This is a genomic window from Aeromonas allosaccharophila (assembly GCF_000819685.1).
GTDB lineage: Bacteria > Pseudomonadota > Gammaproteobacteria > Enterobacterales > Aeromonadaceae > Aeromonas > Aeromonas allosaccharophila.
In genome coordinates, this window is the sequence record NZ_CDBR01000023.1 from 110,000 (window position 1) to 134,681 (window position 24,682).

Below are 24,682 nucleotides of genomic sequence, written 5' to 3' on the forward strand. Positions count from 1 at the left end.
TTCCGGCATCCACTGCCCGATGACCTCTCCCATTCACCCGGAGTCTTTATGCGTCACCTTGCTTTACTGCTGTTGCTGGCGGTGTTCGGGCTGGCGGCCCAACCCTTGTCACCCGCCCAGCTGGAGAGCGAACTGGATGATATGGAACGGGTCTATCAGCCGATCGAGTTGTTGCGAGATCGCATTGGCTACCTGCTTCAGGAGGCGGACGTTTATCCGATGTCGCAACAGATGCGGATCCGGCGGCTCTCCTGCTGGTCACAATCGGCCGATGACATGGAAAAGTCCCGTGCTGCCATCGCCTATGCAGATAGCCAACTGAAGTGGGTGCAAAAAGGGGGCGATGAGGCTGCAGTTGTCGATCTGACCCTCTGTCGTGGCTGGTTTCATCAGTTAATAGGGGATGTTGTCCATGCTCGCCGTGATTACGATGAGGGGTTAGTGCGGGCCAAGCAGGCTGGTCTCGAAAAGCTGGAGGCGCTGGCGCTGGCTCGTCGCGGCGCAATGTTGTCGTTTCAGGGGGCATCCGGGCAGGGGCTCGTTGACCTGACCAGGGCTCACACCATTTACGAGCGGCTAGGACTTATCTCTTGGTACCAGCAGGCGCAGCTCGATATTGCCGCCGCCTTTCGCCGCATGGGTCTTTATACCGAGGCGCTTGCCGCGCTGGAGAGCCTGCGCCAGCATTTTATCGACAGCCATGACAGTTATGGCACGGCAAGACTAAGCGATCAGCTGGCAATGATTTACCTGCAGACCGACCGTTATCAGGATGCCCTGACAGAGCTTGAACAGAGCGCCGCCTACTATTTGCGGATCCGGTATCACATTGAATATGCCGAGCGTCAGGTGATGAAGGCCGAAGCGCTATTGGTGCTGGCTCGCCTCGATGAGGCCAAGGTGTTGCTGGATACTGCTGCGAAGGTGTTGTTGCCAGACGTGGATCCGGTGCTTCATGCCCATATCGAACTGGTGCTGGCCAAGTGGCAGAACAGTGTGCAGCAGCCCGAGCAGGCGCTTAGGTCGCTGGCAATAGCAGAGCCCATTCTTAAGGCTGAAGACCATGTTCTTTTCCTGAAAACACTCTATGGCTTGCGCAGTGACGCACTGGAGCAGTTGAGCAACTATCCTGCGGCACTGGCGGCGCTGCGTGAACATCTGGTACAGGAGCAGCGTCTCGATCAACTGCAACGGGAGCAGAGCACCGCCTGGGTGCGTGGCGAGTTTGAACTGGCCCGCCAGGAGGCTGAAAACCGACGGTTACGGGCTGAACAACAGTTACAGCAGCAGGAGTTGGCGCGAGTCAAGGAGCGTCGTTTCTGGCTGTTGGTGGTGATGGTACTCTGCGGGGGATTGGCTCTGCTGACCATGGGGTGGCTGCTTGAGCGCAATCGTCGGATGCATCGGCTGGCCTTTACCGATGAGCTGACCGGCATCAACAACCGGCGTCGGGTGTTGCGTTATGGCAGCCAGATGTTTGCGCTGGCCCGTAAGCAGGGCACGCCATTTTGTCTGCTGGTGTTCGATATCGATTATTTCAAGCGGATCAACGATACATTGGGGCATCATCAGGGAGACCGGGTTCTGCAGTGGATTTCACAACTGGCAGTATGCCAATTGCGGCGTCAGGATCAGCTCGGGCGCACCGGCGGAGAGGAGTTTTTGATCCTGCTGCCGGATACCAGCCTCGAAGAGGCGCGCCGGGTAGCGGAGCGGATCCGCTACATGGTGGCCAACCGGGCGCTGCCTGGCATGTCGCACCCGGTGACCATCAGCATTGGATGCGCATGTCTGCGAGACGATGATCCGGATCTGGCTGCCCTGATCCAGCGTGCCGACAGTGCGCTGTACCGTGCGAAAGGGGCTGGTCGCAACCGGGTGGAAACAGACGAGTGACGGGCTGGGTATTTTTCACTCGCGCGGGTATAATGTCGCGCAATTTTGCTTTGACTCAGGCGAGAAGACCCATGTAACGCAACCCTCCTCCCTCTCTCCACCAGGTTGGCAACACGCCAGCTGGCGTGGCTTTCGTTGCGTATACATGTGCCGTGAGCGGCATTCCGGATTTATTCCCACGGTGGCTGATGCTACCGCTCAATAGAAGAACGTTGAATTATGTCAGCTGAATTTCTGAGTGAAGTCTCCAAGAGACGCACTTTTGCGATCATTTCGCACCCGGATGCGGGTAAAACCACCATCACCGAAAAAGTCCTGCTGTTCGGACAGGCCATTCAGCGCGCCGGTACCGTCAAGGGCCGTGGCTCAGGTCAGCACGCCAAATCCGACTGGATGGAGATGGAGAAGCAGCGTGGTATCTCCATCACCACCTCGGTGATGCAGTTCCCCTATGCCGATTGTCTGGTCAACCTGCTCGACACCCCGGGTCACGAGGACTTCTCCGAAGATACCTACCGTACCCTTACGGCAGTCGACTGCTGCCTGATGGTCATCGATGCCGCCAAGGGTGTTGAAGACCGGACCCGCAAGCTGATGGAAGTGACCCGTCTGCGCGATACCCCCATCCTCACCTTCATGAACAAGCTGGACCGCGAAGTGCGCGACCCGATGGAAGTGATGGACGAGGTGGAGCGCGAGCTGAAGATCATGTGCGCGCCCATCACCTGGCCGATCGGCTGTGGCAAATCCTTCAAGGGTGTCTATCACCTCTACAAGGATGAGACCTATCTGTATCAGACCGGTCAGGGCCACACCATCCAGGAGAAGCGGGTGGTCAAGGGGTTGAACAACCCGGACCTCGATGCCTCCATCGGCGAGGATCTCGCTGCCCAACTGCGCGGCGAGCTGGAGCTGGTGCAGGGCGCCTCTCCCGAGTTCGACCACGAGGCCTTTATCGCTGGCGAGATGACCCCGGTGTTCTTCGGTACTGCACTCGGTAACTTCGGTGTCGACCACATGCTGGACGGCCTGACCGACTGGGCTCCGTCTCCCATGCCACGCAAGGCCGAGAGCCGCGAAGTCGAAGCGACCGAGGAGAAATTCTCCGGCTTCGTGTTCAAGATCCAGGCGAACATGGATCCGAAACACCGCGACCGTATTGCCTTTATGCGTATCGTGTCAGGCACTTACAGCAAGGGCATGAAGATGCGCCACGTGCGTATCGGCAAGGATGTGAACATCTCCGACGCCGTGACCTTCATGGCCGGTGACCGTGAGCAGGCGGAAGACGCCTTCGCCGGTGACATCATCGGTCTGCACAACCACGGCACCATCCAGATCGGCGACACCTTCACCCAGGGTGAAGATCTCAAGTTCACCGGTATTCCGAACTTCGCACCGGAACTGTTCCGCCGCATCCGCCTGCGCGATCCGCTCAAGCAGAAGCAGCTGCTCAAGGGGTTGGTACAGCTCTCCGAAGAGGGCGCGGTGCAGGTGTTCCGTCCGCTGATCAGCAACGATCTGATCGTGGGTGCGGTCGGTGTGCTGCAGTTTGATGTGGTGGTATCGCGCCTGAAGAGCGAATACAACGTTGAAGCCCTGTACGAGGCGGTCAACGTCTCCACCGCCCGCTGGGTGGAAGGGACCGACGTCAAGAAGTTCGAAGAGTTCAAGCGCAAGAACGAGGTCAACCTGGCCCTCGATGGCGGTGACAACCTCACCTATATCGCGCCGACCATGGTTAACTTGCGCCTGGCCCAGGAGCGTCATCCCGACGTTCACTTCCGCCAGACTCGCGAGCACTGATACAAGGATTTTCTTCGCTCTACAAAGGCCCCCTCGCTGTAGTGAGGGGGCCTTTATTTGAGCGCTACATCATGTGTTAGAAGTAATAGCTGATCGCTATTCCTTTCGCATCTGAACCCATGAAGGTTGGGTAGAAGGCCACTTGTTGTTCTTTAGCATCAGTAAAAAGATAGCTAAAACTGGTTGCAATAACTGCCCCTGCGATCACATCTCTCCAGTAATGTTGTTCTGCATCGACTCTAGACCAACCAACTAATCCCGCAGCTGTGTAAGCTGGGATACCGTATGTCCAGCCATAACGCATCTGTAAATAACTGGCGCCACTAAATGCCAAGGCGCTGTGGCCGGAAGGAAAACTCTTTTCCTCGCCATTAGGTCGCTGGGAATCAACAGTATTTTTTAAGGCCCATACGCTAGCCCCTGTCGCTGCAAGGGAATAACCAAATTGTTTCAGTCCATCAATGTCATCCTGATACCAAGAGATGCCAGCAGCTATGGTTGGAATCGCATATTGACCAAGATTGCCGTATGTTTCGAACGAGTTTGATGCGTGTGCGGGGTGTTGGATATAGATAGTTAGCAGAAAGGTGAGAAGTAACCGCTTCATATTCGTTTCTCATCATACAAATTGGTTTCGAACCCTATAATCAAAAATCTTTAATATCAATCGATTAATCTGCAATTTTAGTGATTTGATAGACCATGCAGATCTCGCAATCCCCGTGACCGGTGCAGCCGAGGGGGCCGGGAAGGTGTTCAAAGCCGAGGGATTCATAGAGGCTGGTGGCTTCGCGAAGTACTTCGGTTGTCTCCAGATAGCAGCGTTGATAGCCCAAGTCACGAGCGGCATCCAGCGCCTGCAACACCAGCCGCTTGCCAAGGCCCAGTCCGCGCAGGGCGGGCATAAAGTACATCTTCTGCAGCTCGCAGACCCCCTCTTCCCCCGCCAGCGGCGCTATACCGCCACCGCCGAGGATGGCACCGTCCGGCCCTTCGATCACCCAGTAGCGGCTCTTCTCCCCCTGATAGCTTCGGGAGAGGGTATCGATATTGGGATCGGAGACCCCATAACCCTTGTCGGCGGTGAGGCCATATTCGGCCGACACGGCGCGGATCACCGTGGCGATCCGGGGATCATCTGCCGCCGTGATGGGGCGAATGCGGTAACCCTGCTGGCGGCGGGCGCGGGAGAGGGCGCTGCGGTAGAGCAGCAGGCCGCTCCACAACTGTTCACGCTCGGGCTGGCTCAACTGCGCCAGCATCTCCTCCATCGCCCCGTTCATCTCCCGGTGCAACTCTAGCAGCATCGTTTGCCCCTCGGCAGTGAGACGGGCCTCCTTGCTGCGCCCGTCGGAGGGGTGCGGGTGCCAGCTGATCAGCTCCCGTTCGGCGAGGCGAGCCAGCGGGCGGCTGGCATTGGATTTGTCGATGTGCAGTTTTTCCGCCAGTTGCTGGTTGGTGGCGGGGGCGTTTTCCAGCTCGATCAGCAGGTGAGCCTCGATGGGGGTGAGGGCCAGATTGCCGCACTGCTGGGAGAGCATGCCGAGTTCGCGAACCAGATCGCGCGACAGGGCGCGCAGGGGACGGGGATCCATATCGTGGTTTCCTTTTTAGTTGTGCATAACAACTAAAGTAGCGTAAAAGTTGTAATTCGCAACCTTTTTCTCCGTCATGTTGGTCCGGGGGAGGCGGGTCAGGCCAACCCTGTGCCATGGGGTCGGCTCAGGGTGGGCTGCCGTGATTACCCGATATCAGCCTTTGGCTACCGGAATGCCCCATTCGTTCAAAATCCCCCACTCGCTCAATCTGGCCTGCCACTGTGGGCGCCCTTCATTGATTCGAAATGGCCCGAGTTGCCATGGTGTTGGCATGGCTTGCTCCAGCGTGCGGGCCAGCAGCTGTTTGGCCCAGCCTGCGCGGTCGATCCCCTGCCAGCTGCCACCCTGTAACTGCAACAGGGTGATGACCTGCCGCAGCTCGTGCAATTTGCCGATGCTCTGCTCTTGTTTGAGCTGGCGTACCCTGGTAATCCCCCCGAAAACCTGGGGTGCTCATAAGTAGAATTTTCTCGTATCTTGAACGCAGGAGGTTCTACATGAAAACATCACGCTTTAGCGATGCCCAAATCATCGCCATCCTCAAACAGGCCGAGTCTGGCTCACCCGTCCCTGAACTCTGCCGCGAGCATGGCATCAGTTCCGCGACCTTTTACAAGTGGCGCACCAAATTCGGTGGCATGGATGCCTCTCTCATGGCTCGCCTCAAAGAGCTGGAGGAGGAAAACCGCCGCCTCAAGAAGATGTATGCCGAGGAGCGCCTCAAAGCCGAGATTATCCCCGAGGCCATAGCAAAAAAGTGGTGACGCCATCTGCCCGCAGGGAGATGGCTACCAAAGCCGTGTCACTCTTTGCCATTTCTATCCGGCTAGCCTGCAACATCTTCAAGGTCAGCGAAGGCTGTTATCGCTATCAACCCATGCTCGCCGATGAAAACCAGCTTATTGCGGATTGGTTGCTGCGTATCACCAACAGCCAGCGGAACTGGGGCTTTGGCCTCTGCTTCCTCTACCTGCGTAACGTCAAAGGGTTTGCTTGGAACCACAAGCGGGTCTACCGGATCTATCGGGAGCTTGAACTGAACTTGCGCATCAAGCCCAAGAAGCGACTGGTACGTGAAAAGCCGCAGGCTCTGGCCGTACCTGCCCAGCCTAACCACTGCTGGTCGATGGATTTTATGCACGATCAACTGAGCGATGGTCGGTCAGTGCGACTGTTTAATGTGATCGATGATTTTAACCGCGAGGCGCTGTGCATTGAGGTCGATTTTTCATTGCCCGCTTCACGGGTCAAGCGCGCACTGGAGCAGGTGATTGAGTGGCGTGGCAAACCGGCGATGATCCGGTGCGATAATGGACCAGAATATATCAGCGAAGTGCTCAAGGCGTGGGCGGCGAAACAGGAGATCACCTTGGGGTATATCCAACCAGGCAATCCTCAGCAGAACGCGTACATAGAGCGGTTTAACAGAACGGTACGTTACGATTGGTTGGCTCATCATCTGTTTGGCACACTGGAGGAGCTCCAAGAGTTTGCAACACAATGGCTATGGGTTTATAACCATGAGCGGCCCAATATGGCGCTGGATGGTTATACCCCAAAGCAGCATCTGACAAAGGCTGCATGACCTCTACTTTTGAATGCCCCTAAAAATGGGGGGATTACCCCCTGGCCTGAGCGGGCAGTAACCAGCCCAGCAAGCGGCCGGTGCGGCTGGTGGCCGGTTGCCGCAGTGCCTGGATGCCATCGTCCAGCACCTTGAGGTAGGGCTGGGTGAACGTTATGCCCAACATGTCGAGGGTATGAGGGGAAAACCGATCCGCATCGGCGTGGGTCGGCAGATGCACGGTATGCTCCTCGACCCGTCGCAGGTAGCGGTTGTTCTCCTCTGTCAGCTGGGCAGCCAACTCGCGTACCTGCGGCAGGGTGAGTGCTGCCAGGGTCGCCATATCGATATGGGTTACCGGAATGGATTCGGCGGATGGCAGGTGTTTTCCATCCAGTTCTGCCTGCAGATTGGCGGCCGATCTGGTCAGCTTTGCCAGGATTTGGCAGGCAGGTCGGTTGCCCAGCTGGCGGGTGATCTCCTTTTCCAGATTGAGATGTTCTTCCGCCTCGAGGCGGCGTAGCTGTTCCGCCTGCCGTTGTGCCAGCGCCGGATCTGCCGTTTTTGCTTGGGGGTCAGTGCGCTCGGCTGTGGATGGGGTGGCAACGGCTGCTGGCGGCAGTGGTTCGGCTCGCACCGTGAAGCTGAACGCCAGTATGCCTTCGAGTTTGAAGTGGCGGCCCAGCATGCCTGCCCGTCCGCTCTCTTGGGCGAAGGCGTGATAGAGCGCACCATGGCTATGACCGGCCAGCAGGCGGTTCATCACGTTTGCAATCTCCTCCTTGCGGGAGGGAAGGGCGTTGATCTTGACCTGTGCGCCGTCGGGCGTGTCGAGCAAGCCAAGATAGCGGCCGATCTCGGGTTGTTGCAGGTAGTCGCGCAGATACGCCGTATGGCGCTCACGCTTGGCCGGGTTGGCATCCAGATAGTGCTGCAACACCTGTTTCAGCTCCAGCGCCAGTTGCCGCAGTTCGGTTTCTTCCAAGGATCTCGGCGGAAGGGGCTGACTGCGTAATTGGCAGGATTTGCTGCCAAAGGATCCCTTGAGGGTGACATAGCGTCCGATCTCACCGGCAGGATCCTTGACCAGCGCGTTGGTGAGCGCCTTGCCATCCGGCAGTTTTTTCAGCCGGTTGAGCAGGGTGACCAGATGGGTCAGGGGATCTGCGGTCGCCAGCGTCGGCTTGCCGAGTTCATTGCGCATCTGTCCGGCTCTCAGCAAGTCATCGAGTGCGGTTTGCTGTTCGGGGTGGTGTTGCACATAGACAGAGAGCCCCTTGCGCAGTTCGCGATTCAACTGCTGCTGGCTATCGGGGGCCAGCGCTGGCGGGGTCGGCAGCGCCAGTTCGGGGCGATCGGTGGTAGGTGCGGTCAGGTTGCGACACGCGTTCACAAAGCGACTGCCGGGATTGCTCCGGGGGCGGGAGGGCGTTGCGACAGTCGCGAGTGGGGCGGTGGGGTCGATTTTCATGGTGGGCTCCTTGCTTACTGCGGCTCTGCGTAGAGTCGGGGCGTGAGGTCGTGGGCCAGTTCGGCAAGCTGACCCATCAGGTTGTCGAGCAAGGGTTCATCGCAGTGGGCGAGAAAAATCTGGGCGTAGAGGGTGAGGGTGGGTAGATCCCCCTCCAGTCCAAGCCAGGTACCGCCCATCCGGTTGACCTCGCTATTGAGGCTTAGCCAGTGCTGCAGGTTGGCGGGGGTCAGGCTATTGGCATCCAGCTGGCCTGTCATCGGGGTGGTGATGAGCAGCACGCTCTCATCGGGATCGACCTCCAGCCACCACTCCCTGTCCTGCTGGTCGAGCAATAGAAACATCCGGTTTTTCCCATCCGGAGCAGCGGTAGCCTGCGTACCGGAGAGGCGTGCGATCCAGTGATAAGCATGGTGGTGTGACATGGTGTGCTATCCCCTTGGCAAGGTGTCGGGAAGAGTATTCCATGGCGAGGCGGCGCTATCTGTCAGTGCTGGCCGCGATTATGGCGGGAAAGGACGAACGGCAGCCCCGTTGACGGGGCTGCCGCAGGCAAGGAGGGGCGTCAGGCGGCGGCTCTGATGGCCAGTTCCGGGCGGCGGGAGAAGCAGCGGGCGAGCAGCAGCATGGTGGCCACGCCTATGGTGCCCAGCACCAGCCAGGGGAGGGCCGGTTGCCCCTGTTGCAGCGAGAAGTCATAGAGAGAACCGCCGCCCACGTAGCCGGTCATGCCGCCCAGTGCCAGCCCAAGGCGGCTGAAGCCCATGTAGCTGCCACGGGCATTGGGGTTGGCGAGCTTGGTCATCAGGGTCTCCCGCGCCGGTTCGCAGATGATGATCCCCAGATAGAAGCAGGCCAACAGCACGAAGATGCCGGAGAGGGTGCTGACAAACGCAACCAGCCCAATCCCCACCGTCATCAGCAGGATACCCGCCATCAGTCGGCTCTCCAGCCGGTAGCGTCGTTCACTGAAGCGGGCGATGGGGTAGAGCAGCGCCAGCGACAGCGCCGTCTCGAGGCTGTACATCCAGCCCACCGCCGTGGTTGTGCCCGCCAGTTGCTTGACCAGAATGGGGAAAATCAGCATCACCTGCACCCACAGCATGTAGTAACCGCTCAGGATCAGCACCAGCCGACAGAAGGCGCGATCCGCCAGTACCTGCCCCATCCCTTCCCGCATCGGCGTCGGTTTGACCGAGAGGCGATAGGCGGGCAGCAGGGTCCAGTTGCAGAGCGCCGCCAGAGTGAAGAGCCCGGCGCCCAGCAGGCAGACGTAGGTGAAGTCGAAACGCAGCAGCCAGCTGCCGAGCAGGGCACCGGTGACGGCTCCCGCGCTCTCCAGCATCATCAGCAGGGAGATAAAGCGGCCCCGCTCATGGGGACGGGTAAATTTGATCACCAGTGCGGCCCGTGGCGGGTCAAACAGGCAGCCACCCAGGCCCGAGAGAAAACAGGAGAAGATCAGCATGGCGCCGCTGTCGGCCCAGGCCAGGGTGGCGAACCCGACGGCGCGCAACAGCATGCCGGTGACGATGAGCGGGCGGGCGCCGAAACGGTCGGCCAGCGAGCCGCCGAAGATCCCCAGCCCCTGCTGGGTCAGCTGGCGCAGGCCGAGGGCCAGCCCCACCAGACCCGCCGCCCAGCCGAGTTGATCGACGAAGCGCAGGCTGATCATCGGCATCACCACAAAGAAACCCAGGATCACCAGTGTGGTATCCAGCGCCAGAAACCAGCGTCCCCAAAACCTCGCCCTATCGACCATAACACCCTCTCACTCATAGATAACTTCATTCTGGAGAGGGTTTAGATATAGTGGTAGACGACAACTACCTATATTTCATATCAGGATTATTTATGTCTATGGATCTGGACGATCTGCAACTGCTGCTGGATGTCGCCGAGCTGGGCAGTTTCAGTCAGGCGGCGGCCATTCGTGGCTGGTCGCAGCCGCTGGTGAGCCAGCGCATAGCTCAGCTCGAACTCAGTCTCGGTGCGCCGCTGTTTCAGCGCCATCGGCGCGGGGTGACGCCGACCCGTGCCTGCGAGCAGTTTCTGCCATCAGCCCGTTCGGCACTGGCCACCCTGAGTGAGGGACGGTTGGCACTGCAGGGGGCGCCAGCCTTGCCTTGCATCCGTCTTGCCAGCCTGCCCTCTCTGACGGCTGTGGTATTCGGTTCCTTGTTGATGGAGCTGGTGGATGAGCCCTTCGAGATCCGCTGCACCACGGATCACTCCGGGGTCATCATGCAGGAGTTGCTGACCGGGGTGACCGATATCGGCTTTGTGCTCAAGTGTCCACCGGTGGCAGGCCTGCAGATGGAGCTGCTCTGCTGCTCCCCCATCATTGCCATCGCCTCGCCGCTGCATCCGTTGGCGGGATGCCATGGCCTGACCCTGCAGGATATCGCCGACCAGCGGCTGGCACCTCAGGTGTGGGGGCCAGGGTGTGACGTCTTTATCCAGCAGTTGCGACGGCTGCGGCGGGCGGCCAGCCCATTGCATGCGGTACAGCCCGCCAGTGCGGCGCGGGATCTGGCGCTGGAGCACGGGTTTATCACCCTGATGCCGGAGCTGGCCATCAAGCGGGATCTGGAGGTGGGGCGGCTGGTCAGGCTCGATGTGCGCAATCTGCCGCAGGAGCATTGGGATGTGATGATGGCGTGGCGCGGTGGCAAGCGGCCCAATCCGGCACGCGAAGCGGTGCTCGCCACCGCCCGCACACTGGCGAAACGGTGGCGCAACGAGGGGTGAATGGGAAGAGGGGGGCAGCAGTGTAAAAGGGTTGGCGCGGCCAGTGGCGATTGGCTACATTGGGTGGCTGCTTCGCTATTTGATCACTGATTTGAAAGGAGAATCCCATGTTTTCATGGCAGTTGGACGACGAGCTTGCGCTGCTCTTCTTGCAGCCCGATATGGCGAGCGAACTGTTTGCCCTCTGCAATGACAACCGGGAGTACCTTTCCCAATGGCTGCCCTGGCCGCCACTGATCCAGCGCCCCGTCGACAGTGCCCTCTTCATTCGCAGTGCCATCGAGAAGTTCGCCCGCGGCGAGGGGCTCACCACTGCCATCGAGTATCAGGGGGAGGTGGTGGGGGTTATCGGTTACAACAGCATCGATCACGACCTTGGCAAGGTGGTCATCGGTTACTGGCTGGCGGAGCGCTGGCAGGGCAATGGGATCATTACCCGGGCTTGTCATGCGTTGATCCATCACGCCTTTGAGGAGATGGGGATGGAGAAGGTGGAGATCACTGCCGCCACCGATAATGAGCCCAGCAGAGCCGTTTGTGAACGGCTCGGGATGCAGCAGGAGGGGGTGACCCGGCGCGCTGAGCGGCTGGGCAACCGGATTGTGGACCATGCCCACTACAGCCTGCTGCGCGACGAGTGGCTAAGACAGAGGGAGTCCTGATGGCACTGCCGCATATCAAGACGGCCCGAACCCATCTGACCATATTGTCGCCGGATCACGCCCCCATGATGCTCGACTTCTACCGGCGCAACCGCGCCCATCTCGCCCCCTGGGAGCCGTTGCGTGACGAGCACTTTTACACCCTCTCTTACTGGCATGCCCGGTTGCAGGACAGTTACAGCCAGTTCTTCAACGGCACCGGCGTCAATCTGGTGGCGCTGGATCCGGCTGGTGAGCGGGTGATCGCCACCTGCAATTTCAGCAATATCCTGATGGGGGTCTTCAAGGCCTGTCATCTGGGCTATGCCATCGACCAGCAGCATCAGGGGCAGGGGGTGATGCGAGAGGCGTTGTCTGCCGCCATCGACTACCTGTTTCGGGAGCACGACCTGCATCGCATCATGGCTTGCTACATGCCTGCCAATCAGCGTAGTGGCGCCCTGCTGGATCGGCTCGGTTTCAAGCGGGAGGGATTCGCGCGGGAGTATCTGATGATCAATGGCCGCTGGGAGGATCACATCCTCACCTCGCTGATTAATCCGGCCCCCTGAGCGACAGATAAAAAAACGGGCCCGAAGTTGCCTTCGGACCCGTCTTCGAATGAGGTACAGGCTTAGTTGGCCTTGGCATCGCTCACTGCAGCTTCAACCTTGGTAGCCACTTCGTCAGCAGCTTTCTCAACGGTTGCAGTCGCTTCGGAGGTGGCCTTCTCTACGGTAGAGGTGGCTTCGCTAGCGGCTTTTTCTACAGTTGCAGCAACTTCGGCGGCCGGAGCAGCAGCAGGCGCGGCAGCTTTTTCTTCTTTCTGACCGCAAGCGGTCAACATCAGACCCAGGATACCGGCTACCAGTACTTTGTTCATGTGCATACCCTCAAAAAAAGATGGAGAGATGGTCTGTGCAACCATCACAGCGCCCACCGTTGCCCGGTATTGAAACAAGAAGCCGGGAGGCAGCAGGCGGGCGCAATATAGCCCCATTAGTTGCCGATGAAAACGGATATCACAATAACATTTTTTCGTGCCGTGGATGAAAAGCACTACTGCAACGACTGATATCAATACAAGATGCGCTCAAATGGCGCAATCTGCACAACAAATGACCACATTTGTGTTGTCTCTTGGCAGTTTAACAAGATTTACTCTGGGTAAAAGAGGCCGATGGCCAGCGCCTTAGTCAGACAGCTTCTGACAGGGCAGCCGTTTTCCCTCAAGGTGGCTCTGACGGGCGAGATCCAGCAGTGCCATCACCGCCAGCGCTTCGCATGCGGGCACCGGGTTGCTTCCTTCGCCCTTGATGGTGGCGCAGACACCGCGATAGTAGGCGCCATAATCGCCCGCTTCACCCACCACGCTCTGCTGCTGTAACTGACCCTCCACGATCCGGCTGAGCTGACCGGGCTCCCCATCCACGCCCCAATCCGCCGCCGGTGGTCGCTTGCCCAGCTTGAGCTGCTCTTCCTGCACATCCATACCGAATTTCACGAACGAGCCCTGGCTGCCGTGGACGATGAAACGCGGCATGGTGGCCGAGACCAGACAGCTGCCGTGCAGAACGACCCGCAGCTCGCCACGCCGTTCACCATAGCCCAGCACTACGTGGAAGTAGTCGTCCGCCAGTGCGCCGGGGCGCTGCTCGGCCAGATCGGCCTGCAGCCAGTCCGGCTGACCAAACAGCTGCAGCGCCTGATCCAGTACGTGGGGGCCGAGATCGAACCAGAGGCCGGAGCCCGGGCCACCCGCTTCGCGCCAGCGCTGGCGCACCTCGGGGCGATAGCGATCGAAGTGGGATTCGAACTGGGCGATCTGCCCCAGAGTCCCCTCGGCAATCAAACTGCGCACGGTGAGAAAATCCCCGTCCCAGCGGCGGTTGTGGAAGATGCTGAGCAGTCGATGCTGTTTTTCGGCCAGCTCGACCAGTGCTTGCGCCTCGGCCAGATCCAGTGCAAACGGCTTGTCGATCACCACATGCTTGCCTGCCAGCAGCGCCTGGCGGGCGAGGGGGGCATGGGTGTCGTTGGGGGTGGCGATCACCACCAGATCGACGGTCTCATCGCTCAGCACCTGTTCCAGCGAACCGACCCGGCTGCCGGGCAGATCGGCCTGCACCTTGGCGGCATCGCGGCTCACCACCCAGCTCAGGGACAAGCCTGGCGTGGTGGAGAGAAAGGGGGCGTGGAAGGTCTTGCCTGCAAAGCCATAGCCCACCAGGGCTGCGTTGAGAGTGTGGCTCATCGGGAGTTCTCCGCTGACATCGAGTGAGTGGGGTTGCCATCGCAGCCGGGCTGCCGGATGGCCATACGCTGTAAAGGCGATACAAACGAGAAGGGGGCCGATGGCCCCCTGAGTGTGCATCAGAGCACAAGATTTATTGCAAACACAAGCGGCGGCCGCGACGGGTCATCAGCATCACCAGGGGCGGCAGCAGCAACCACATATGCAGAGCCAGCTGGCTCAGCGGGTCGTGCATCAGGGCGCCGGTCAGGCCAACCAGGGCGCCTGAGCCGCTCATCTGGAACAGGCCGAGCAGGGCGGCGGCCGTACCGGCGCAGTGGCCGAACGGTGCCAGCGCCATCCCGGCGGCCGAGCCCAGGATCATGGCAAAGCCGATGCTGGAGAGGAATACCGGCCCCATCATCGCCAGCGGATGTTCGATGTGCATGGCCAAAGTCAGGGTGATGGCCGAAAGCATCAACACCAGCAGGCCGATGCGAAGGGTGCGTCTTGGCCCCACCTTGGCGATAAAGCGCGGCGCCATAAAGCAGGCCAGGATGTTGAGGGCGGCGTTGGCGGTAAACCAGTAGCTAAAGCCGCTCATATCCAGCCCCAGCTTCACCATCAGCTGTACCGGTGCGGCGGTGACATAAGCGAGGATCACCGCCATCGCCAGCATGCACAGCGCCGCGTTGAACAGGAAGCTGGGGGAGCGCAGCACCGGGCTGTAGCGAGACCAGCTGATGAGGGCCCCTTCGCTGCGGGTCTCCTCCGGGCGGGTCTCCGGCATCCGCCACATCAGCCAGCTGCCGACGATGAGCGCATAACCGGCCATAAACCAGAAGTTGGCAGACCAGCCTGCCTTGGCGGTGAGCCAGCCACCGAGCAGGGGGGCCAGCGCAGGAATAAAGCAGATGGCGCCATTGAGATAGGAGATCATCTGACCGCTCTTTTTCGGGCCGTAGCTGTCACGTACCACCGAGAAGGCGGCGACCGAGGTGGCGCAGGCGCCGAAGCCCTGCAGCACTCGCGCCAGCATCAATTCGCCGAGGCTGGCGGCAAAACCGGCCCCCAGCGCGCTCAGGCCGTAGAGCAGCACGCCGCCCAGCGCGATGGGCTTGCGACCGTAGCGATCGGCCAGCGGTCCGACTAGCAGTTGCCCCAGCCCCATGCTGAACAGGAACCAGGTGATGGTGCCCTGCATCAGAGTTACTTCGGCGCCCAGCTGCTCGGCCATCTGCGGAATGGCGGGCAGGTAGATGTCGATAGCCAGCGGACTGAACAGCACCAGTAGTACGAGCAAAAGTATCAATGGCATCTGTCACCTCTTTAGTCAGCCAGGTTAATGAATTGGGGCGCGAGTCTACTGACTCACAGTAATGAATAGAAATGGTATTTAATCACTTTGGTTATTCCATTATGGAAACATGTATTAAAAAGCTGGTTATTCGATGGCGGCAAATCCCCCGTAACCCCATCACAGCGGGTGTAATTGACGCTTTTACTAAACGCTTGCGCCGCATAGAATGCGCAGATTATTTTTGCGGAGGTGCTCGATGAACAAGCTTGTCCTGGCAACAGGTAACCAGAAAAAGGTGAAGGAATTGGCCGCCATGCTGGCCGATATGAAGATCCAGGTGATCCCACAGAGCGAGTTTGCGGTCTCCGATGCCGATGAGACCGGCACCACCTTCGTCGAGAATGCCATCATCAAGGCCCGCCACGCCGCCCGCATTACCGGTCTGCCCGCCGTGGCCGATGACTCCGGTCTGGAAGTCGATCTGCTGCAAGGGCGCCCCGGCGTCTACTCCGCCCGTTTTGCCGGTGTGGGTGCCGGTGACAAGGCCAACATCGAGAAGCTGCTCGGCGAGCTGCAAGGTGCCCCCGAGTACCTGAAGAGCGCCCGCTTCTGGTGTGTGCTGGTCTATATGCGCCACGCCGACGATCCCACCCCCATCATCTGTCAGGCGAGCTGGGAAGGGATGATCATCGATGAGCCGCGCGGTCAACATGGCTTTGGCTATGACCCGGTCTTCTTCGTGCCGGATCACGACTGCACCGCCGCCCAGATGCCAGCCGAGCTGAAAAACCAGCTGAGCCATCGCGGCCAGGCGCTGGCCAAGCTCAAAGCGGCGCTGGCTGCGGCGCACTGAGTCACTTCGCCACCTTGTTGGTTACACACGGTCAATTACACATAGTCATCTACAATGGGGGCCTTGAGCCCCCGTTTTATTGGAAGCCCCATGCTGCAACTGCCGCCGCTCTCTCTCTATATTCATGTGCCCTGGTGCGTCCAGAAGTGCCCTTACTGTGACTTCAACTCCCATGCCCAGAAGGGGGAGTTGCCTCACCTCGAATATGTCGCTGCCCTGCTGGAGGATCTGGATCAGGATCTGCAGTGGGCGCAGGGACGGCCGCTCTCCTCCATCTTTATCGGCGGCGGCACCCCCAGCCTGCTGACGGTAGAGGCGATGCAAGCCTTGCTGGACGGGGTGCGGGCCCGCATTCCGCTCACCGCAGATTGCGAGATCACCATGGAGGCCAACCCGGGCACGGTGGAGGCGGACAAGTTCGCCGGTTTCCAGCGCGCCGGTATCAACCGTATCTCTATCGGGGTGCAGAGCTTCCAGCAGGAGAAGCTGACCCGCCTCGGCCGCATTCACGGCCCGGAAGAGGCGCGCAAGGCCGCCGAACTGGCCCATGCCATCAAGTTGCCTACCTTCAATCTGGATCTGATGCATGGTCTGCCGGATCAGAGTCTGGATGACGCCCTTTATGACCTGCAGCAGGCGATCGACTGCGCCCCGCCGCACCTCTCCTGGTATCAGCTCACCATAGAGCCGAATACGGCGTTTGCCTCCAAGCCGCCCAAACTGCCGGAAGATGACACCCTGTGGGACATCTATGAGCAGGGCCACGCCATGCTCTCCGCCAGCGGTTATCGCCAGTACGAGATCTCGGCTTATGCCAAAGAGGGCTACCAGTGCCATCACAACCTCAACTACTGGCGCTTTGGTGACTATCTGGGGATTGGCTGTGGCGCCCACGGCAAGGTGACCGATCTCGCGAACAAACAGATCCTGCGCACCGCCAAGGTGAAGCATCCGAAAGGGTATCTGGACAAGAGCCGCCCCTATCTGGACGAGCAGTGGCAGGTGACGGCAGACGATCTGCCGCTCGAATACTTTATGAACCGCTTCCGGCTGTTTGAACCGGCCCCCAAGGCAGAGTTCGAGGTCTATACCGGCTTGCCGCTGGAGCGGGTCGAGACGGTGCTCGCCATCGCACAGAGCAAGGAGCTTATCGAGGATCTGGGGGATAGCTGGCAGCTCACTTCTCTCGGCCATCGCTATCTCAACGTGCTGCTCGAACTCTTTATGGATGAGTGAGTGGCCTGTTGAGACGCGCTGTTGAGGCAGTGAGTTGGCGTTGCCAAATCGCTTCTTCTGTCAAAACAATCAGGGTGCCATTGGCGCCCTGATTGTTTTGGTCGGTAGAAACCCGCTCAGCAGCAGACGCGGATCATCTGCTGTTGGCCAGGCTCCCACCGCTTGCCAAATTTGGCCTTGCGCTGGTAACTCCCCTTGCCCTTCTTGTTGCGCTCGACCCGGCTGCGAAACAGGGGATCGGAGAGCAGGGCGTGCAGATGGTTATCCTTTATCTCGCCGCGCTGATGGGCATAGTTGCCCCCTTGTGCATTTTCCTCACGGGGGAGGGCGGGTTGGTCGACCCGAATTTTGGCCATGATGGCTCCTCTTCTTTTCTCTTGGTGTGTTGATTCTTGTGTCTGGATGGCGGTTTTCGCTGCGGGCGCCTGTTCAGGCTAGCGCCCGGCAACCGGATGCTCTGGCACCGGTTAAAAACGCGGCGATTTTGTCACCAAATCGCCGCCGGAGCAATGTGTCGGGAGCCGAGTCAGTCACACTGAGCCAGGCACGCTCAGTCAGGCATGCCATGTCAGCCGTGAACCGGGTCATGCTGGTCGTGGCTGTGATGCTCGTGATGGGCCGGGGCGCCAGATTCCAGCGTCCCGAGGATGGCGCAGTGCTCCGCCGAGCGCGGCCCGCCGCAGCAGATATTGGAGAGTTCGCGCAGGTTGTCGCGAAAGCGGGTCAGTTCGATGATCTTCTGCTCCACCTGGGCCAGCTTGGTGTCGGCTACTGCTTTCACCTCCTGACAGGTGACTTTGGCCTTGTTGGTATCGAGGTCGAGCAGCTCGCCAATATCGGCCAGCGAGAATCCGACCGACTTGGCGCGGATAATAAACTCCAGCCGCCGCTTGTCCTGTTCGCTGTAGAGACGGTAGCCGGATTCGTTGCGGATCCCCGGTGAGATAAGCCCGTTCTTCTCGTAAAAACGCAGGGTATCTGCCTTGACCCCGCACGCCTTGGCCAGTTCACCGATCCGATACATGCTCTCTCTCCCCTTGAAGGTATGCCGCAATAAAAAACGGAATCCACTATCACCCCTTTGCCCATGGATTGCCAGCCAAGGGCATAAAAGGGGCAGATAAACATCTCCTGGCGACCCTTTTTCCCATAAAACACTGAAAGTGCAAACGTTTCGAGAAAATCAAGTGGAAAACGTTTAACGCCGCGCCAAATAAGGCTTTGCTGTTTCAAAAAATCCACCACAGGTCACATTTTTTGTGTAGAATACGCGCCCATAACAGAGCGCCGCACCAAGCGGGCATTTCCTAAAACGCTTTTGCCGGATGTCGGGGCGAGAGTGGTTTGCGAAATCCCCCACTTCCATTTATTTGGGGACTCTCTGTGTTGAGCCTCGCCTCCCATGGAACGGTCCCCGTTATGTTGAGGACGATAGTGTGATGGAACAAGCTCGACCCATTCGCCGTGCACTGCTGAGTGTGTCTGACAAAACTGGCATTCTGGAATTTGCCAAGGCACTCAACGAGCGTGGTGTTGCCCTGCTCTCCACGGGCGGTACCGCCAAGCTGCTTGGCGAGGCGGGTCTGCCGGTGACCGAGGTCTCCGACTACACGGGTTTCCCTGAAATGATGGATGGCCGGGTCAAGACCCTGCATCCCAAGGTTCATGGCGGCATCCTCGGCCGTCGGGATCAGGATGACGCCATCATGGCCCAGCACGCTATCTCCCCCATCGACATGGTTGTCGTCAACCTTTACCCCTTTGCTGCAACCGTGGCCAAAGCGGGCTGCACTCTGGCCGATGCGGTCGAGAACATCGACATCGGCGGTCCGACCATGGTGCGTTCTGCCGCCAAAAACCATAAAGATGTCGCTATCGTCGTCAAAGCTGCCGACTATGATCGGGTTATTCGCGAGATGGATGCTAACGGCAACAGCCTGAAACTGGCGACCCGTTTCGATCTTGCCATCGCCGCCTTCGAGCACACTGCTGCCTACGACGGCATGATCGCCAACTACTTCGGCACCATGGTTCCTTCCTACGGTGACAACAAGGAGGGTGACGAGGAGTCCCGTTTCCCGCGCACCTTCAACAGCCAGTTCATCAAGAAGCAGGACATGCGTTACGGCGAAAACAGCCATCAGGCAGCCGCCTTCTACGCCGAAGAGCATGCCGCTCCGGGTTCTGTCTCCAGCGCTATCCAGCTGCAGGGCAAGGCGCTCTCCTACAACAACATCGCCGATACCGATGCGGCGCTGGAGTGTGTTAAGGAGTTCGACGAGCCGGCCTGCGTCATCGTCAAGCATGCCAACCCCTGCGGTGTGGCTATTGGTAGCGACCTGCTGAGTGCCTACGATCGTGCCTACCAGACCGACCCCACCTCCGCCTTTGGCGGCATCATCGCCTTCAACCGCGAGCTGGATGGCGCCACTGCCGCTGCCATCGTTGCCCGCCAGTTTGTTGAGGTGATCATCGCCCCGACCGTCAGCCAGGAGGCCCGCGATGCGGTCGCCGCCAAGCAGAACGTGCGTCTGCTCGAATGCGGGCAGTGGACGGCTCCGGCGCAAGGGTTTGACCTCAAGCGCGTCAACGGCGGCCTGCTGGTACAGGAGCGGGATCTCGGCATGGTGACGCTGAGTGACCTGACTGTGGTCAGCAAGCGCCAGCCGACCGAGGCCGAGCTGCAGGATCTGCTGTTCTGCTGGAGAGTGGCCAAGTTCGTCAAATCCAACGCCATCGTCTACGCCAAAGATGGCCAGACCATCGGCGTCGGTGCAGGCCAGATGAGCCGTGTTTATTCGGCCAAAATCGCCGGTATCAAGGCGGCGGATGAAGGGCTGACCGTGGCGGGCTCCGTGATGGCCTCCGATGCCTTCTTCCCGTTCCGCGACGGTATCGATGCTGCCGCGCAGGCCGGTATCTCCTGCGTGATCCAGCCGGGTGGCTCGATGCGCGATCAGGAGGTGATCGACGCCGCCGACGAGCACGGCATGTGCATGGTGTTCACCAACATGCGCCATTTCCGTCATTGATGGGTCAGGGGCTGCCGATGGCGGCCCTTTTGTTGTCTCTTTTCAACTGACTATTTCCACTGACTGACGGCCCGGGTGGCCGTCCAGTGACCACAAATAGAAGCGAGCGATACGATGAAAGTACTGATCATTGGCAACGGTGGCCGCGAACACGCCCTGGCCTGGAAGGCCAAACACTCCCCGCTGGTGCGCCACGTTTTTGTAGCGCCGGGCAACGCAGGTACCCAGCTTGAGCCGGGGGTCGAGAACGTTGCCATCGAGGCGACCGATATCGAAGGGCTGCTGGCCTTTGCCAAAGAGAAGCAGGTCGGCCTCACCATCGTCGGGCCGGAAGCGCCACTGGTGAAAGGGGTGGTGGATGCTTTCCGCGCCGCCGGCCAGCCGATCTTTGGCCCGACCGCTGCCGCTGCCCAGCTGGAAGGCTCCAAGGCTTTCACCAAGGATTTCCTGGCCCGTCACGCCATCCCGACTGCCGAGTACCAGAACTTCACCGAAGTGGAGCCAGCACTCGCCTACCTGCGCGAGAAGGGCGCCCCCATCGTCATCAAGGCCGATGGTCTGGCGGCGGGCAAGGGGGTGATTGTCGCCATGACCTTGCAGGAGGCGGAAGACGCGGTGCGCGACATGCTCTCCGGCAATGCCTTTGGCGAAGCGGGCTCCCGGGTGGTGATTGAGGAGTTTCTGGAGGGGGAAGAGGCGAGCTTTATCGTCATGGTCGATGGCGAGCACGTGCTGCCGATGGCCACCAGTCAGGATCACAAGCGGGTTGGCGACGGTGATACCGGCCTCAACACCGGTGGTATGGGGGCTTACTCGCCGGCACCGGTAGTGACTGCCGACGTGCATAAAAAGGTGATGGAGCAGGTGATCATGCCGACCGTGCGCGGCATGGCGGCCGAGGGCAACGTCTACACCGGTTTTCTCTACGCCGGTCTGATGATCGACGGTGCAGGCAATCCCAAGGTGATCGAGTTCAACTGCCGCTTTGGCGATCCCGAGACCCAGCCCATCATGCTGCGGATGCAGTCCGATCTGGTGGAACTCTGTCTGGCCGCTTGCGCAGGCAAGCTGGATCAGAAAGAGGCCATCTATGATCCCCGTGCCGCCATCGGCGTGGTACTGGCGGCGGGAGGCTATCCCGGCGATTACAGCACCAATCACCCCATCAGCGGCTTGCCGGTGGATGAGGTGGCGGGCGAGAAGGTGTTCCATGCCGGTACCCGTCTGGAAGGCGATACCAGCCTGACCCAAGGTGGCCGTGTACTATGCGCCACAGCGCTGGGCCATACGGTTGCAGAGGCTCAGCAGCGTGCCTATCAGCTCGCTGGCCGCATCAAGTGGGATGGCGTCTTCTACCGCAAGGATATCGGCTGGCGCGCCATTGCTCGCGAACAGGAGTAACTGACGCAAGCCATTGGCCCGCTGATCCAGACCCCGCTACGGCGGGGTTTTTTGTCCCTGTTTACCGCTTTCCACCATCCTCTTGCCGCGCGTCACCAGTGCTTAATCAGTTACCAAGTGCAAACAAGCACGGCATAGCTGTCACTATTTGCCACAAAAAAACAGCATTTTTCACAAACATTTCACCCTGAGTCATGGCATCATGCCCTGATGAATTCTTGCTGGGATTCATAAGTACCCCTAACAATTCGAGCATGTCGTTATATAAGGAAATCCCATGTTGAAAACCGTCCGCCCCCTGCTGCTGCCTCTGATGTTTGGCCTGATGACCCTGCCTGCCGTGGCGGGTGATCTGGAACAGCCGATGAAGAAGATTGGCTTCAACTACAAGCAGGCCGTCAAGGCTGATGATGCAGCCACCATGGAGCAGCACATCAACGAGATGAAGGCCCAGCTGGATGTGGCCAAGCAGAAGAACATGCCGGCCGCCAAGAAAGAGAAATTCCTTGAAGGGATGAACGAGGTACAGACCGAGCTGGATGCCAGCCTGGCCGCACTCAAGGCGGGTGATGAGGCCAAGGCGCGCGAACATCTGGCCAAGGTCAACGACCTGAAGAAGGAGTACCACAAATATGCCAAGCAAAAAGGGTGAGCCCTTTCGCTGGGATCCGCTGGTTCGCCTGACCCACTGGGGCTTGGCGGCGGTCTGCATCGGCAACCTCTGGGTTAACGAAGCGGGCGAGGAGTGGCACGAGTGGCTGGGTTACGGCGCCATTGGGCTGGTCTCCTTGCGTCTGCTCTGGGGGCTCACCTTCGCCCGTGGCTACGCCCGCCTTGGCGCCCTCATCCCCAGCGGTGAGGATTTTCGTCAGCAGGCGCGCGAGATGCGTGAGCGCCAGCCTCCGGCACCGGGTCACCATGGCAGCGGCAAGCTGGCCGTGTGGGCGCTCTGGCTGGTCGTGCTGGCCACCGCTGGCAGCGGCTGGTTTCAAAATACCGAGATGGGTTTTGAACTGGGCGCTGACGAGTGGCATGAGTGGTGCGTGGTGGCGTTGCAGGGGTTGATTGGTCTGCATCTGCTGGCCATTGTGTTTACCTCCTGGCGTCAGCGCAGCAATTTGGTCACCCGGATGCTGCCTGCCATCGGGCGTCGCTCATCCATCCAGAGCGGCAGCAACGAGCAGACCTGAGGCTCAGCATTAGGCTCCTTGTCTCTGAGTGAGGCGCCTGATCCGGACCCTGCCCAGACCCGCCCCTGGCGGGTCTTTTCTATGACCTCATCGAGCTCATCACTGGATATTGCCCGTTCGGCAGATGCAAAAAGGCCGCTCCTGATGAGCGGCCTTTTTCAATTTGGTGGCCCTGGGGGACTTGAACCCACGACCAATCGATTATGAGTCGACTGCTCTGACCAACTGAGCTAAGGGGCCATGATGTTGGTTTTGCGGCGTGGATTATATTATCCCCACAATATCAATCACTTGTGTTTTGTGACCGTATTATCTTGCCTCAAGTCATATCCGGTAGCTTCACTCCAAGTACACTTACAAGTACACTTTGAAGATATTGAAGTGCACTTAGCGAGGTTGCCATCCAATGCCATTGACTCACAGTGAAGTAAACGCGCTACCCGCGAAAAAGAACCCATATTTTCAGACTGACGACAATCGCACCCGAGGAGAAGGGAGGTTAGGTGTGCAGGTATTCCCGAGTGGCACAAAGACCCTGACGTTTCGCTACAGGCGCGAGGGGAAGTGGGCATTTATACCGCTTGGCAGCTTCCCAAACCTCACCCTTGCCGATGCCCGCGAGAAGGCCAAGGCGTTTGGTCAGATGATCCGCGATGGTCTAGACCCCAAAGACGAACTGGCCCGTCAAGCAAAGGAGCGGGAGCAAGAAAAGCGGGAGCATGAGCAGCAAGGAACCATTGAGCAGCTATTCAAAAGCTACACCGAGCAGATGAATAAGGATGGCAAGCGCACCTATGAGGCCGTATTGGTGGCCTTGGAGAAAGAGACCTACCCAGTAATCAAACCCACGACCAAAGCTAAGGACGTGACCGCACACGATATCAAAATCATTCTGGCACACATGATCCACCGTGGTGCTGCTACCCAATCCAATCGAGTCAGAAGCTATCTAATGGCCGCATTCAATTACGGGCTAAAGCATGACAACGACCCCGCCAACTTCATAGACGATGCCAAATTTGGTTTGGTGATTAATCCGGTGGCTGCCATACCCAAGCAGAAGGCCGCCGAACGCGTTGGGGAACGTTTCCTGACGTGGGCAGAGGCTCGCCAATTGCTTGATGATATGGAGCAACCCACTAGCTTAGGCTTGACCCTGCGTAGCTTGATCCGGCTTTGCTTCTTTACTGGTGGCCAGCGTCCCTATGAACTCGCCGTCTCACGCTGGGCCAATATCGATTGGCAAGCCAAGACCCTGACCATTACCGCCGATACTTCCAAGAATGGCCGCCCCCACCTGATCCCCCTTACTGATAGCGCCTTGCGAGTATTGAGAGAGCAGCAAGAGGAAACGGCGGGTAGCCCCTTTATCTTTGCTCACGCCACCAAGCCAAACGAGCCGATGCCGATGGCCTCACTTAGCCAAGCGATTGACCGTTACCGTAAACGCACCGAGATGGCACACTTTATCCCCCGCGATTTTCGCCGCACCTGTAAGACCCTGATGGGTGAGCTTGGCATAGCTAAAGATCTGCGCGACCGCCTACAGAATCACGCCCTGAATGACGTATCCAGTAAACACTATGACCGATATGAGTACCTGCCAGAGAAGCGCCGAGCCTTGGAGCTATGGGAACGGCGGTTATTGGATCTGGCAGCGGATACCGTGGTTTCCGTTAACTTTGGGGGACGTGGGTTATCTTCCTGACG

The 24,682-nt window shown here is 59.2% G+C and carries 24 protein-coding genes and 1 tRNA gene; 13 read left to right on the forward strand and 12 right to left on the reverse strand.

The features are described 5' to 3' along the window. Positions 1 to 48 precede the first annotated feature (48 nt). On the forward strand, positions 49 to 1,896 hold the full coding sequence (locus BN1115_RS04965) for a tetratricopeptide repeat-containing diguanylate cyclase (RefSeq protein WP_042656303.1): 1,848 nt from the start codon (positions 49 to 51) through the stop codon (positions 1,894 to 1,896). Between the two features lie 216 nt (positions 1,897 to 2,112). Continuing rightward, on the forward strand, positions 2,113 to 3,702 hold the full coding sequence (gene prfC, locus BN1115_RS04970) for a peptide chain release factor 3 (RefSeq protein ID WP_128821495.1): 1,590 nt from the start codon (positions 2,113 to 2,115) through the stop codon (positions 3,700 to 3,702). A gap of 76 nt (positions 3,703 to 3,778) precedes the next feature. Here the strand turns inward: prfC and BN1115_RS04975 are convergent, their stop codons facing one another. The 3 genes from BN1115_RS04975 to BN1115_RS04985 all read right to left on the reverse strand — a co-directional run bounded on the left by BN1115_RS04975 (position 3,779) and on the right by BN1115_RS04985 (position 5,687). Continuing rightward, the gene (locus BN1115_RS04975; RefSeq protein ID WP_050070490.1) at positions 3,779 to 4,309 is read right to left on the reverse strand and encodes a phosphatase PAP2 family protein; all 531 of its coding nucleotides are present in this window, start codon (positions 4,307 to 4,309) and stop codon (positions 3,779 to 3,781) included. A 64-nt stretch (positions 4,310 to 4,373) separates the two neighbouring features. Next, entirely contained in the window at positions 4,374 to 5,297 is a 924-nt protein-coding gene (locus BN1115_RS21555; RefSeq protein WP_042656305.1) for a bifunctional helix-turn-helix transcriptional regulator/GNAT family N-acetyltransferase, read from the reverse strand. A gap of 156 nt (positions 5,298 to 5,453) precedes the next feature. After that, the gene (locus tag BN1115_RS04985) at positions 5,454 to 5,687 is read right to left on the reverse strand and encodes a hypothetical protein (protein WP_042656306.1); all 234 of its coding nucleotides are present in this window, start codon (positions 5,685 to 5,687) and stop codon (positions 5,454 to 5,456) included. Positions 5,688 to 5,797: 110 nt separating this feature from the next. On the opposite strand from BN1115_RS04985, the gene BN1115_RS04995 reads away from it, so the two are divergent. Beyond that, positions 5,798 to 6,885, forward strand: a protein-coding gene (locus BN1115_RS04995) for an IS3 family transposase (protein ID WP_128821496.1) whose coding sequence is annotated in 2 segments (ribosomal slippage) — positions 5,798 to 6,047 and positions 6,047 to 6,885 — 1,089 coding nt in all. Because the reading frame shifts where the segments join, the coding sequence is not laid out codon by codon here. Positions 6,886 to 6,919: 34 nt separating this feature from the next. Here the strand turns inward: BN1115_RS04995 and BN1115_RS05000 are convergent. The 3 genes from BN1115_RS05000 to mdtH form a co-directional block, all read right to left on the reverse strand. Further along, the gene (locus BN1115_RS05000) at positions 6,920 to 8,335 is read right to left on the reverse strand and encodes a hypothetical protein (RefSeq protein ID WP_042656308.1); all 1,416 of its coding nucleotides are present in this window, start codon (positions 8,333 to 8,335) and stop codon (positions 6,920 to 6,922) included. Between the two features lie 14 nt (positions 8,336 to 8,349). Then, positions 8,350 to 8,760 (reverse strand): type III secretion system chaperone, encoded by a 411-nt coding sequence (locus tag BN1115_RS05005; protein WP_082034796.1) that lies wholly within the window; start codon positions 8,758 to 8,760, stop codon positions 8,350 to 8,352. Between the two features lie 140 nt (positions 8,761 to 8,900). Then, a complete protein-coding gene (mdtH, locus tag BN1115_RS05010; protein WP_042656310.1) occupies positions 8,901 to 10,097 on the reverse strand; it encodes a multidrug efflux MFS transporter MdtH in 1,197 nt (398 codons plus the stop codon). A 92-nt stretch (positions 10,098 to 10,189) separates the two neighbouring features. Here mdtH and BN1115_RS05015 point away from each other — a divergent pair, with 92 nt between their 5' ends. The 3 genes from BN1115_RS05015 to rimJ all read left to right on the forward strand — a co-directional run bounded on the left by BN1115_RS05015 (position 10,190) and on the right by rimJ (position 12,299). Beyond that, positions 10,190 to 11,086, forward strand: a complete 897-nt coding sequence (locus tag BN1115_RS05015; RefSeq protein WP_042656311.1) for a LysR family transcriptional regulator — start codon at positions 10,190 to 10,192, stop codon at positions 11,084 to 11,086. A 107-nt stretch (positions 11,087 to 11,193) separates the two neighbouring features. After that, positions 11,194 to 11,748 carry a GNAT family N-acetyltransferase gene (locus tag BN1115_RS05020; RefSeq protein ID WP_042656312.1) on the forward strand — a complete coding sequence of 185 codons (555 nt, stop codon included), beginning with the start codon at positions 11,194 to 11,196 and terminating at the stop codon, positions 11,746 to 11,748. After that, complete coding sequence (gene rimJ / locus BN1115_RS05025; RefSeq protein ID WP_042656313.1) at positions 11,748 to 12,299, forward strand: ribosomal protein S5-alanine N-acetyltransferase; 552 nt, start codon at positions 11,748 to 11,750, stop codon at positions 12,297 to 12,299. The genes BN1115_RS05020 and rimJ overlap by 1 nt, the downstream gene beginning before the upstream one ends. Positions 12,300 to 12,361: 62 nt before the next feature. Here the strand turns inward: rimJ and BN1115_RS05030 are convergent, their stop codons facing one another. From BN1115_RS05030 to BN1115_RS05040, 3 genes are all read right to left on the reverse strand, one after another. Then, on the reverse strand, positions 12,362 to 12,610 hold the full coding sequence (locus tag BN1115_RS05030; RefSeq protein WP_042063080.1) for a hypothetical protein: 249 nt from the start codon (positions 12,608 to 12,610) through the stop codon (positions 12,362 to 12,364). Positions 12,611 to 12,919: 309 nt separating this feature from the next. Beyond that, positions 12,920 to 13,981: an oxidoreductase gene (locus BN1115_RS05035; protein ID WP_042656314.1), complete on the reverse strand. Its 1,062-nt coding sequence runs from the start codon at positions 13,979 to 13,981 to the stop codon at positions 12,920 to 12,922. Between the two features lie 133 nt (positions 13,982 to 14,114). Further along, the gene (locus BN1115_RS05040; protein ID WP_005340537.1) at positions 14,115 to 15,278 is read right to left on the reverse strand and encodes a multidrug effflux MFS transporter; all 1,164 of its coding nucleotides are present in this window, start codon (positions 15,276 to 15,278) and stop codon (positions 14,115 to 14,117) included. A gap of 238 nt (positions 15,279 to 15,516) precedes the next feature. Between BN1115_RS05040 and rdgB the strand changes: the two genes are divergently transcribed. Both rdgB and hemW read left to right on the forward strand, forming a co-directional pair. Next, complete coding sequence (gene rdgB, locus BN1115_RS05045; RefSeq protein WP_005340539.1) at positions 15,517 to 16,113, forward strand: RdgB/HAM1 family non-canonical purine NTP pyrophosphatase; 597 nt, start codon at positions 15,517 to 15,519, stop codon at positions 16,111 to 16,113. 90 nt (positions 16,114 to 16,203) lie between these two features. After that, a complete protein-coding gene (gene hemW / locus BN1115_RS05050) occupies positions 16,204 to 17,349 on the forward strand; it encodes a radical SAM family heme chaperone HemW (RefSeq protein ID WP_042656315.1) in 1,146 nt (381 codons plus the stop codon). Between the two features lie 116 nt (positions 17,350 to 17,465). Here the strand turns inward: hemW and BN1115_RS05055 are convergent, their stop codons facing one another. Further along, a complete protein-coding gene (locus BN1115_RS05055; protein WP_005340543.1) occupies positions 17,466 to 17,705 on the reverse strand; it encodes an alternative ribosome-rescue factor A in 240 nt (79 codons plus the stop codon). Positions 17,706 to 17,917: 212 nt separating this feature from the next. Further along, positions 17,918 to 18,373 carry a Zn(2+)-responsive transcriptional regulator gene (gene zntR, locus BN1115_RS05060; protein WP_042656316.1) on the reverse strand — a complete coding sequence of 152 codons (456 nt, stop codon included), beginning with the start codon at positions 18,371 to 18,373 and terminating at the stop codon, positions 17,918 to 17,920. 415 nt (positions 18,374 to 18,788) lie between these two features. Between zntR and purH the strand changes: the two genes are divergently transcribed. The 4 genes from purH to BN1115_RS05080 all read left to right on the forward strand — a co-directional run bounded on the left by purH (position 18,789) and on the right by BN1115_RS05080 (position 22,972). Next, the gene (gene purH, locus BN1115_RS05065) at positions 18,789 to 20,381 is read left to right on the forward strand and encodes a bifunctional phosphoribosylaminoimidazolecarboxamide formyltransferase/IMP cyclohydrolase (protein ID WP_042656317.1); all 1,593 of its coding nucleotides are present in this window, start codon (positions 18,789 to 18,791) and stop codon (positions 20,379 to 20,381) included. A 114-nt stretch (positions 20,382 to 20,495) separates the two neighbouring features. Further along, a complete protein-coding gene (purD, locus tag BN1115_RS05070) occupies positions 20,496 to 21,782 on the forward strand; it encodes a phosphoribosylamine--glycine ligase (RefSeq protein ID WP_042656318.1) in 1,287 nt (428 codons plus the stop codon). 277 nt (positions 21,783 to 22,059) lie between these two features. Beyond that, a complete protein-coding gene (locus BN1115_RS05075) occupies positions 22,060 to 22,434 on the forward strand; it encodes a cytochrome b562 (protein WP_042656319.1) in 375 nt (124 codons plus the stop codon). Continuing rightward, positions 22,415 to 22,972 carry a cytochrome b/b6 domain-containing protein gene (locus tag BN1115_RS05080; protein ID WP_042656320.1) on the forward strand — a complete coding sequence of 186 codons (558 nt, stop codon included), beginning with the start codon at positions 22,415 to 22,417 and terminating at the stop codon, positions 22,970 to 22,972. The genes BN1115_RS05075 and BN1115_RS05080 overlap by 20 nt, the downstream gene beginning before the upstream one ends. A 164-nt stretch (positions 22,973 to 23,136) precedes the next feature. Here the strand turns inward: BN1115_RS05080 and BN1115_RS05085 are convergent. Then, positions 23,137 to 23,212 (reverse strand) — tRNA-Ile (locus tag BN1115_RS05085). Positions 23,213 to 23,378: 166 nt separating this feature from the next. Between BN1115_RS05085 and BN1115_RS05090 the strand changes: the two genes are divergently transcribed. Next, positions 23,379 to 24,680, forward strand: coding sequence for a tyrosine-type recombinase/integrase (locus tag BN1115_RS05090; protein WP_042656321.1), 1,302 nt, complete (start codon positions 23,379 to 23,381; stop codon positions 24,678 to 24,680). Positions 24,681 to 24,682: the final 2 nt, after the last annotated feature.

Bases quoted from the DNA above. Each gene is read 5' to 3' on its own strand.
- BN1115_RS04965 (WP_042656303.1), top strand. From the start codon at position 49: ATGCGTCACCTTGCTTTACTGCTGTTGCTGGCGGTGTTCGGGCTGGCG.
- BN1115_RS04975 (WP_050070490.1), bottom strand. From the start codon at position 4,309: ATGAAGCGGTTACTTCTCACCTTTCTGCTAACTATCTATATCCAACAC.
- BN1115_RS21555 (WP_042656305.1), bottom strand. From the start codon at position 5,297: ATGGATCCCCGTCCCCTGCGCGCCCTGTCGCGCGATCTGGTTCGCGAA.
- BN1115_RS05000 (WP_042656308.1), bottom strand. From the start codon at position 8,335: ATGAAAATCGACCCCACCGCCCCACTCGCGACTGTCGCAACGCCCTCC.
- BN1115_RS05005 (WP_082034796.1), bottom strand. From the start codon at position 8,760: ATGTCACACCACCATGCTTATCACTGGATCGCACGCCTCTCCGGTACG.
- mdtH (WP_042656310.1), bottom strand. From the start codon at position 10,097: ATGGTCGATAGGGCGAGGTTTTGGGGACGCTGGTTTCTGGCGCTGGAT.
- BN1115_RS05015 (WP_042656311.1), top strand. From the start codon at position 10,190: ATGTCTATGGATCTGGACGATCTGCAACTGCTGCTGGATGTCGCCGAG.
- BN1115_RS05020 (WP_042656312.1), top strand. From the start codon at position 11,194: ATGTTTTCATGGCAGTTGGACGACGAGCTTGCGCTGCTCTTCTTGCAG.
- rimJ (WP_042656313.1), top strand. From the start codon at position 11,748: ATGGCACTGCCGCATATCAAGACGGCCCGAACCCATCTGACCATATTG.
- BN1115_RS05030 (WP_042063080.1), bottom strand. From the start codon at position 12,610: ATGAACAAAGTACTGGTAGCCGGTATCCTGGGTCTGATGTTGACCGCT.
- BN1115_RS05035 (WP_042656314.1), bottom strand. From the start codon at position 13,981: ATGAGCCACACTCTCAACGCAGCCCTGGTGGGCTATGGCTTTGCAGGC.
- BN1115_RS05040 (WP_005340537.1), bottom strand. From the start codon at position 15,278: ATGCCATTGATACTTTTGCTCGTACTACTGGTGCTGTTCAGTCCGCTG.
- rdgB (WP_005340539.1), top strand. From the start codon at position 15,517: ATGAACAAGCTTGTCCTGGCAACAGGTAACCAGAAAAAGGTGAAGGAA.
- hemW (WP_042656315.1), top strand. From the start codon at position 16,204: ATGCTGCAACTGCCGCCGCTCTCTCTCTATATTCATGTGCCCTGGTGC.
- BN1115_RS05055 (WP_005340543.1), bottom strand. From the start codon at position 17,705: ATGGCCAAAATTCGGGTCGACCAACCCGCCCTCCCCCGTGAGGAAAAT.
- zntR (WP_042656316.1), bottom strand. From the start codon at position 18,373: ATGTATCGGATCGGTGAACTGGCCAAGGCGTGCGGGGTCAAGGCAGAT.
- purH (WP_042656317.1), top strand. From the start codon at position 18,789: ATGGAACAAGCTCGACCCATTCGCCGTGCACTGCTGAGTGTGTCTGAC.
- purD (WP_042656318.1), top strand. From the start codon at position 20,496: ATGAAAGTACTGATCATTGGCAACGGTGGCCGCGAACACGCCCTGGCC.
- BN1115_RS05075 (WP_042656319.1), top strand. From the start codon at position 22,060: ATGTTGAAAACCGTCCGCCCCCTGCTGCTGCCTCTGATGTTTGGCCTG.
- BN1115_RS05080 (WP_042656320.1), top strand. From the start codon at position 22,415: ATGCCAAGCAAAAAGGGTGAGCCCTTTCGCTGGGATCCGCTGGTTCGC.
- BN1115_RS05090 (WP_042656321.1), top strand. From the start codon at position 23,379: ATGCCATTGACTCACAGTGAAGTAAACGCGCTACCCGCGAAAAAGAAC.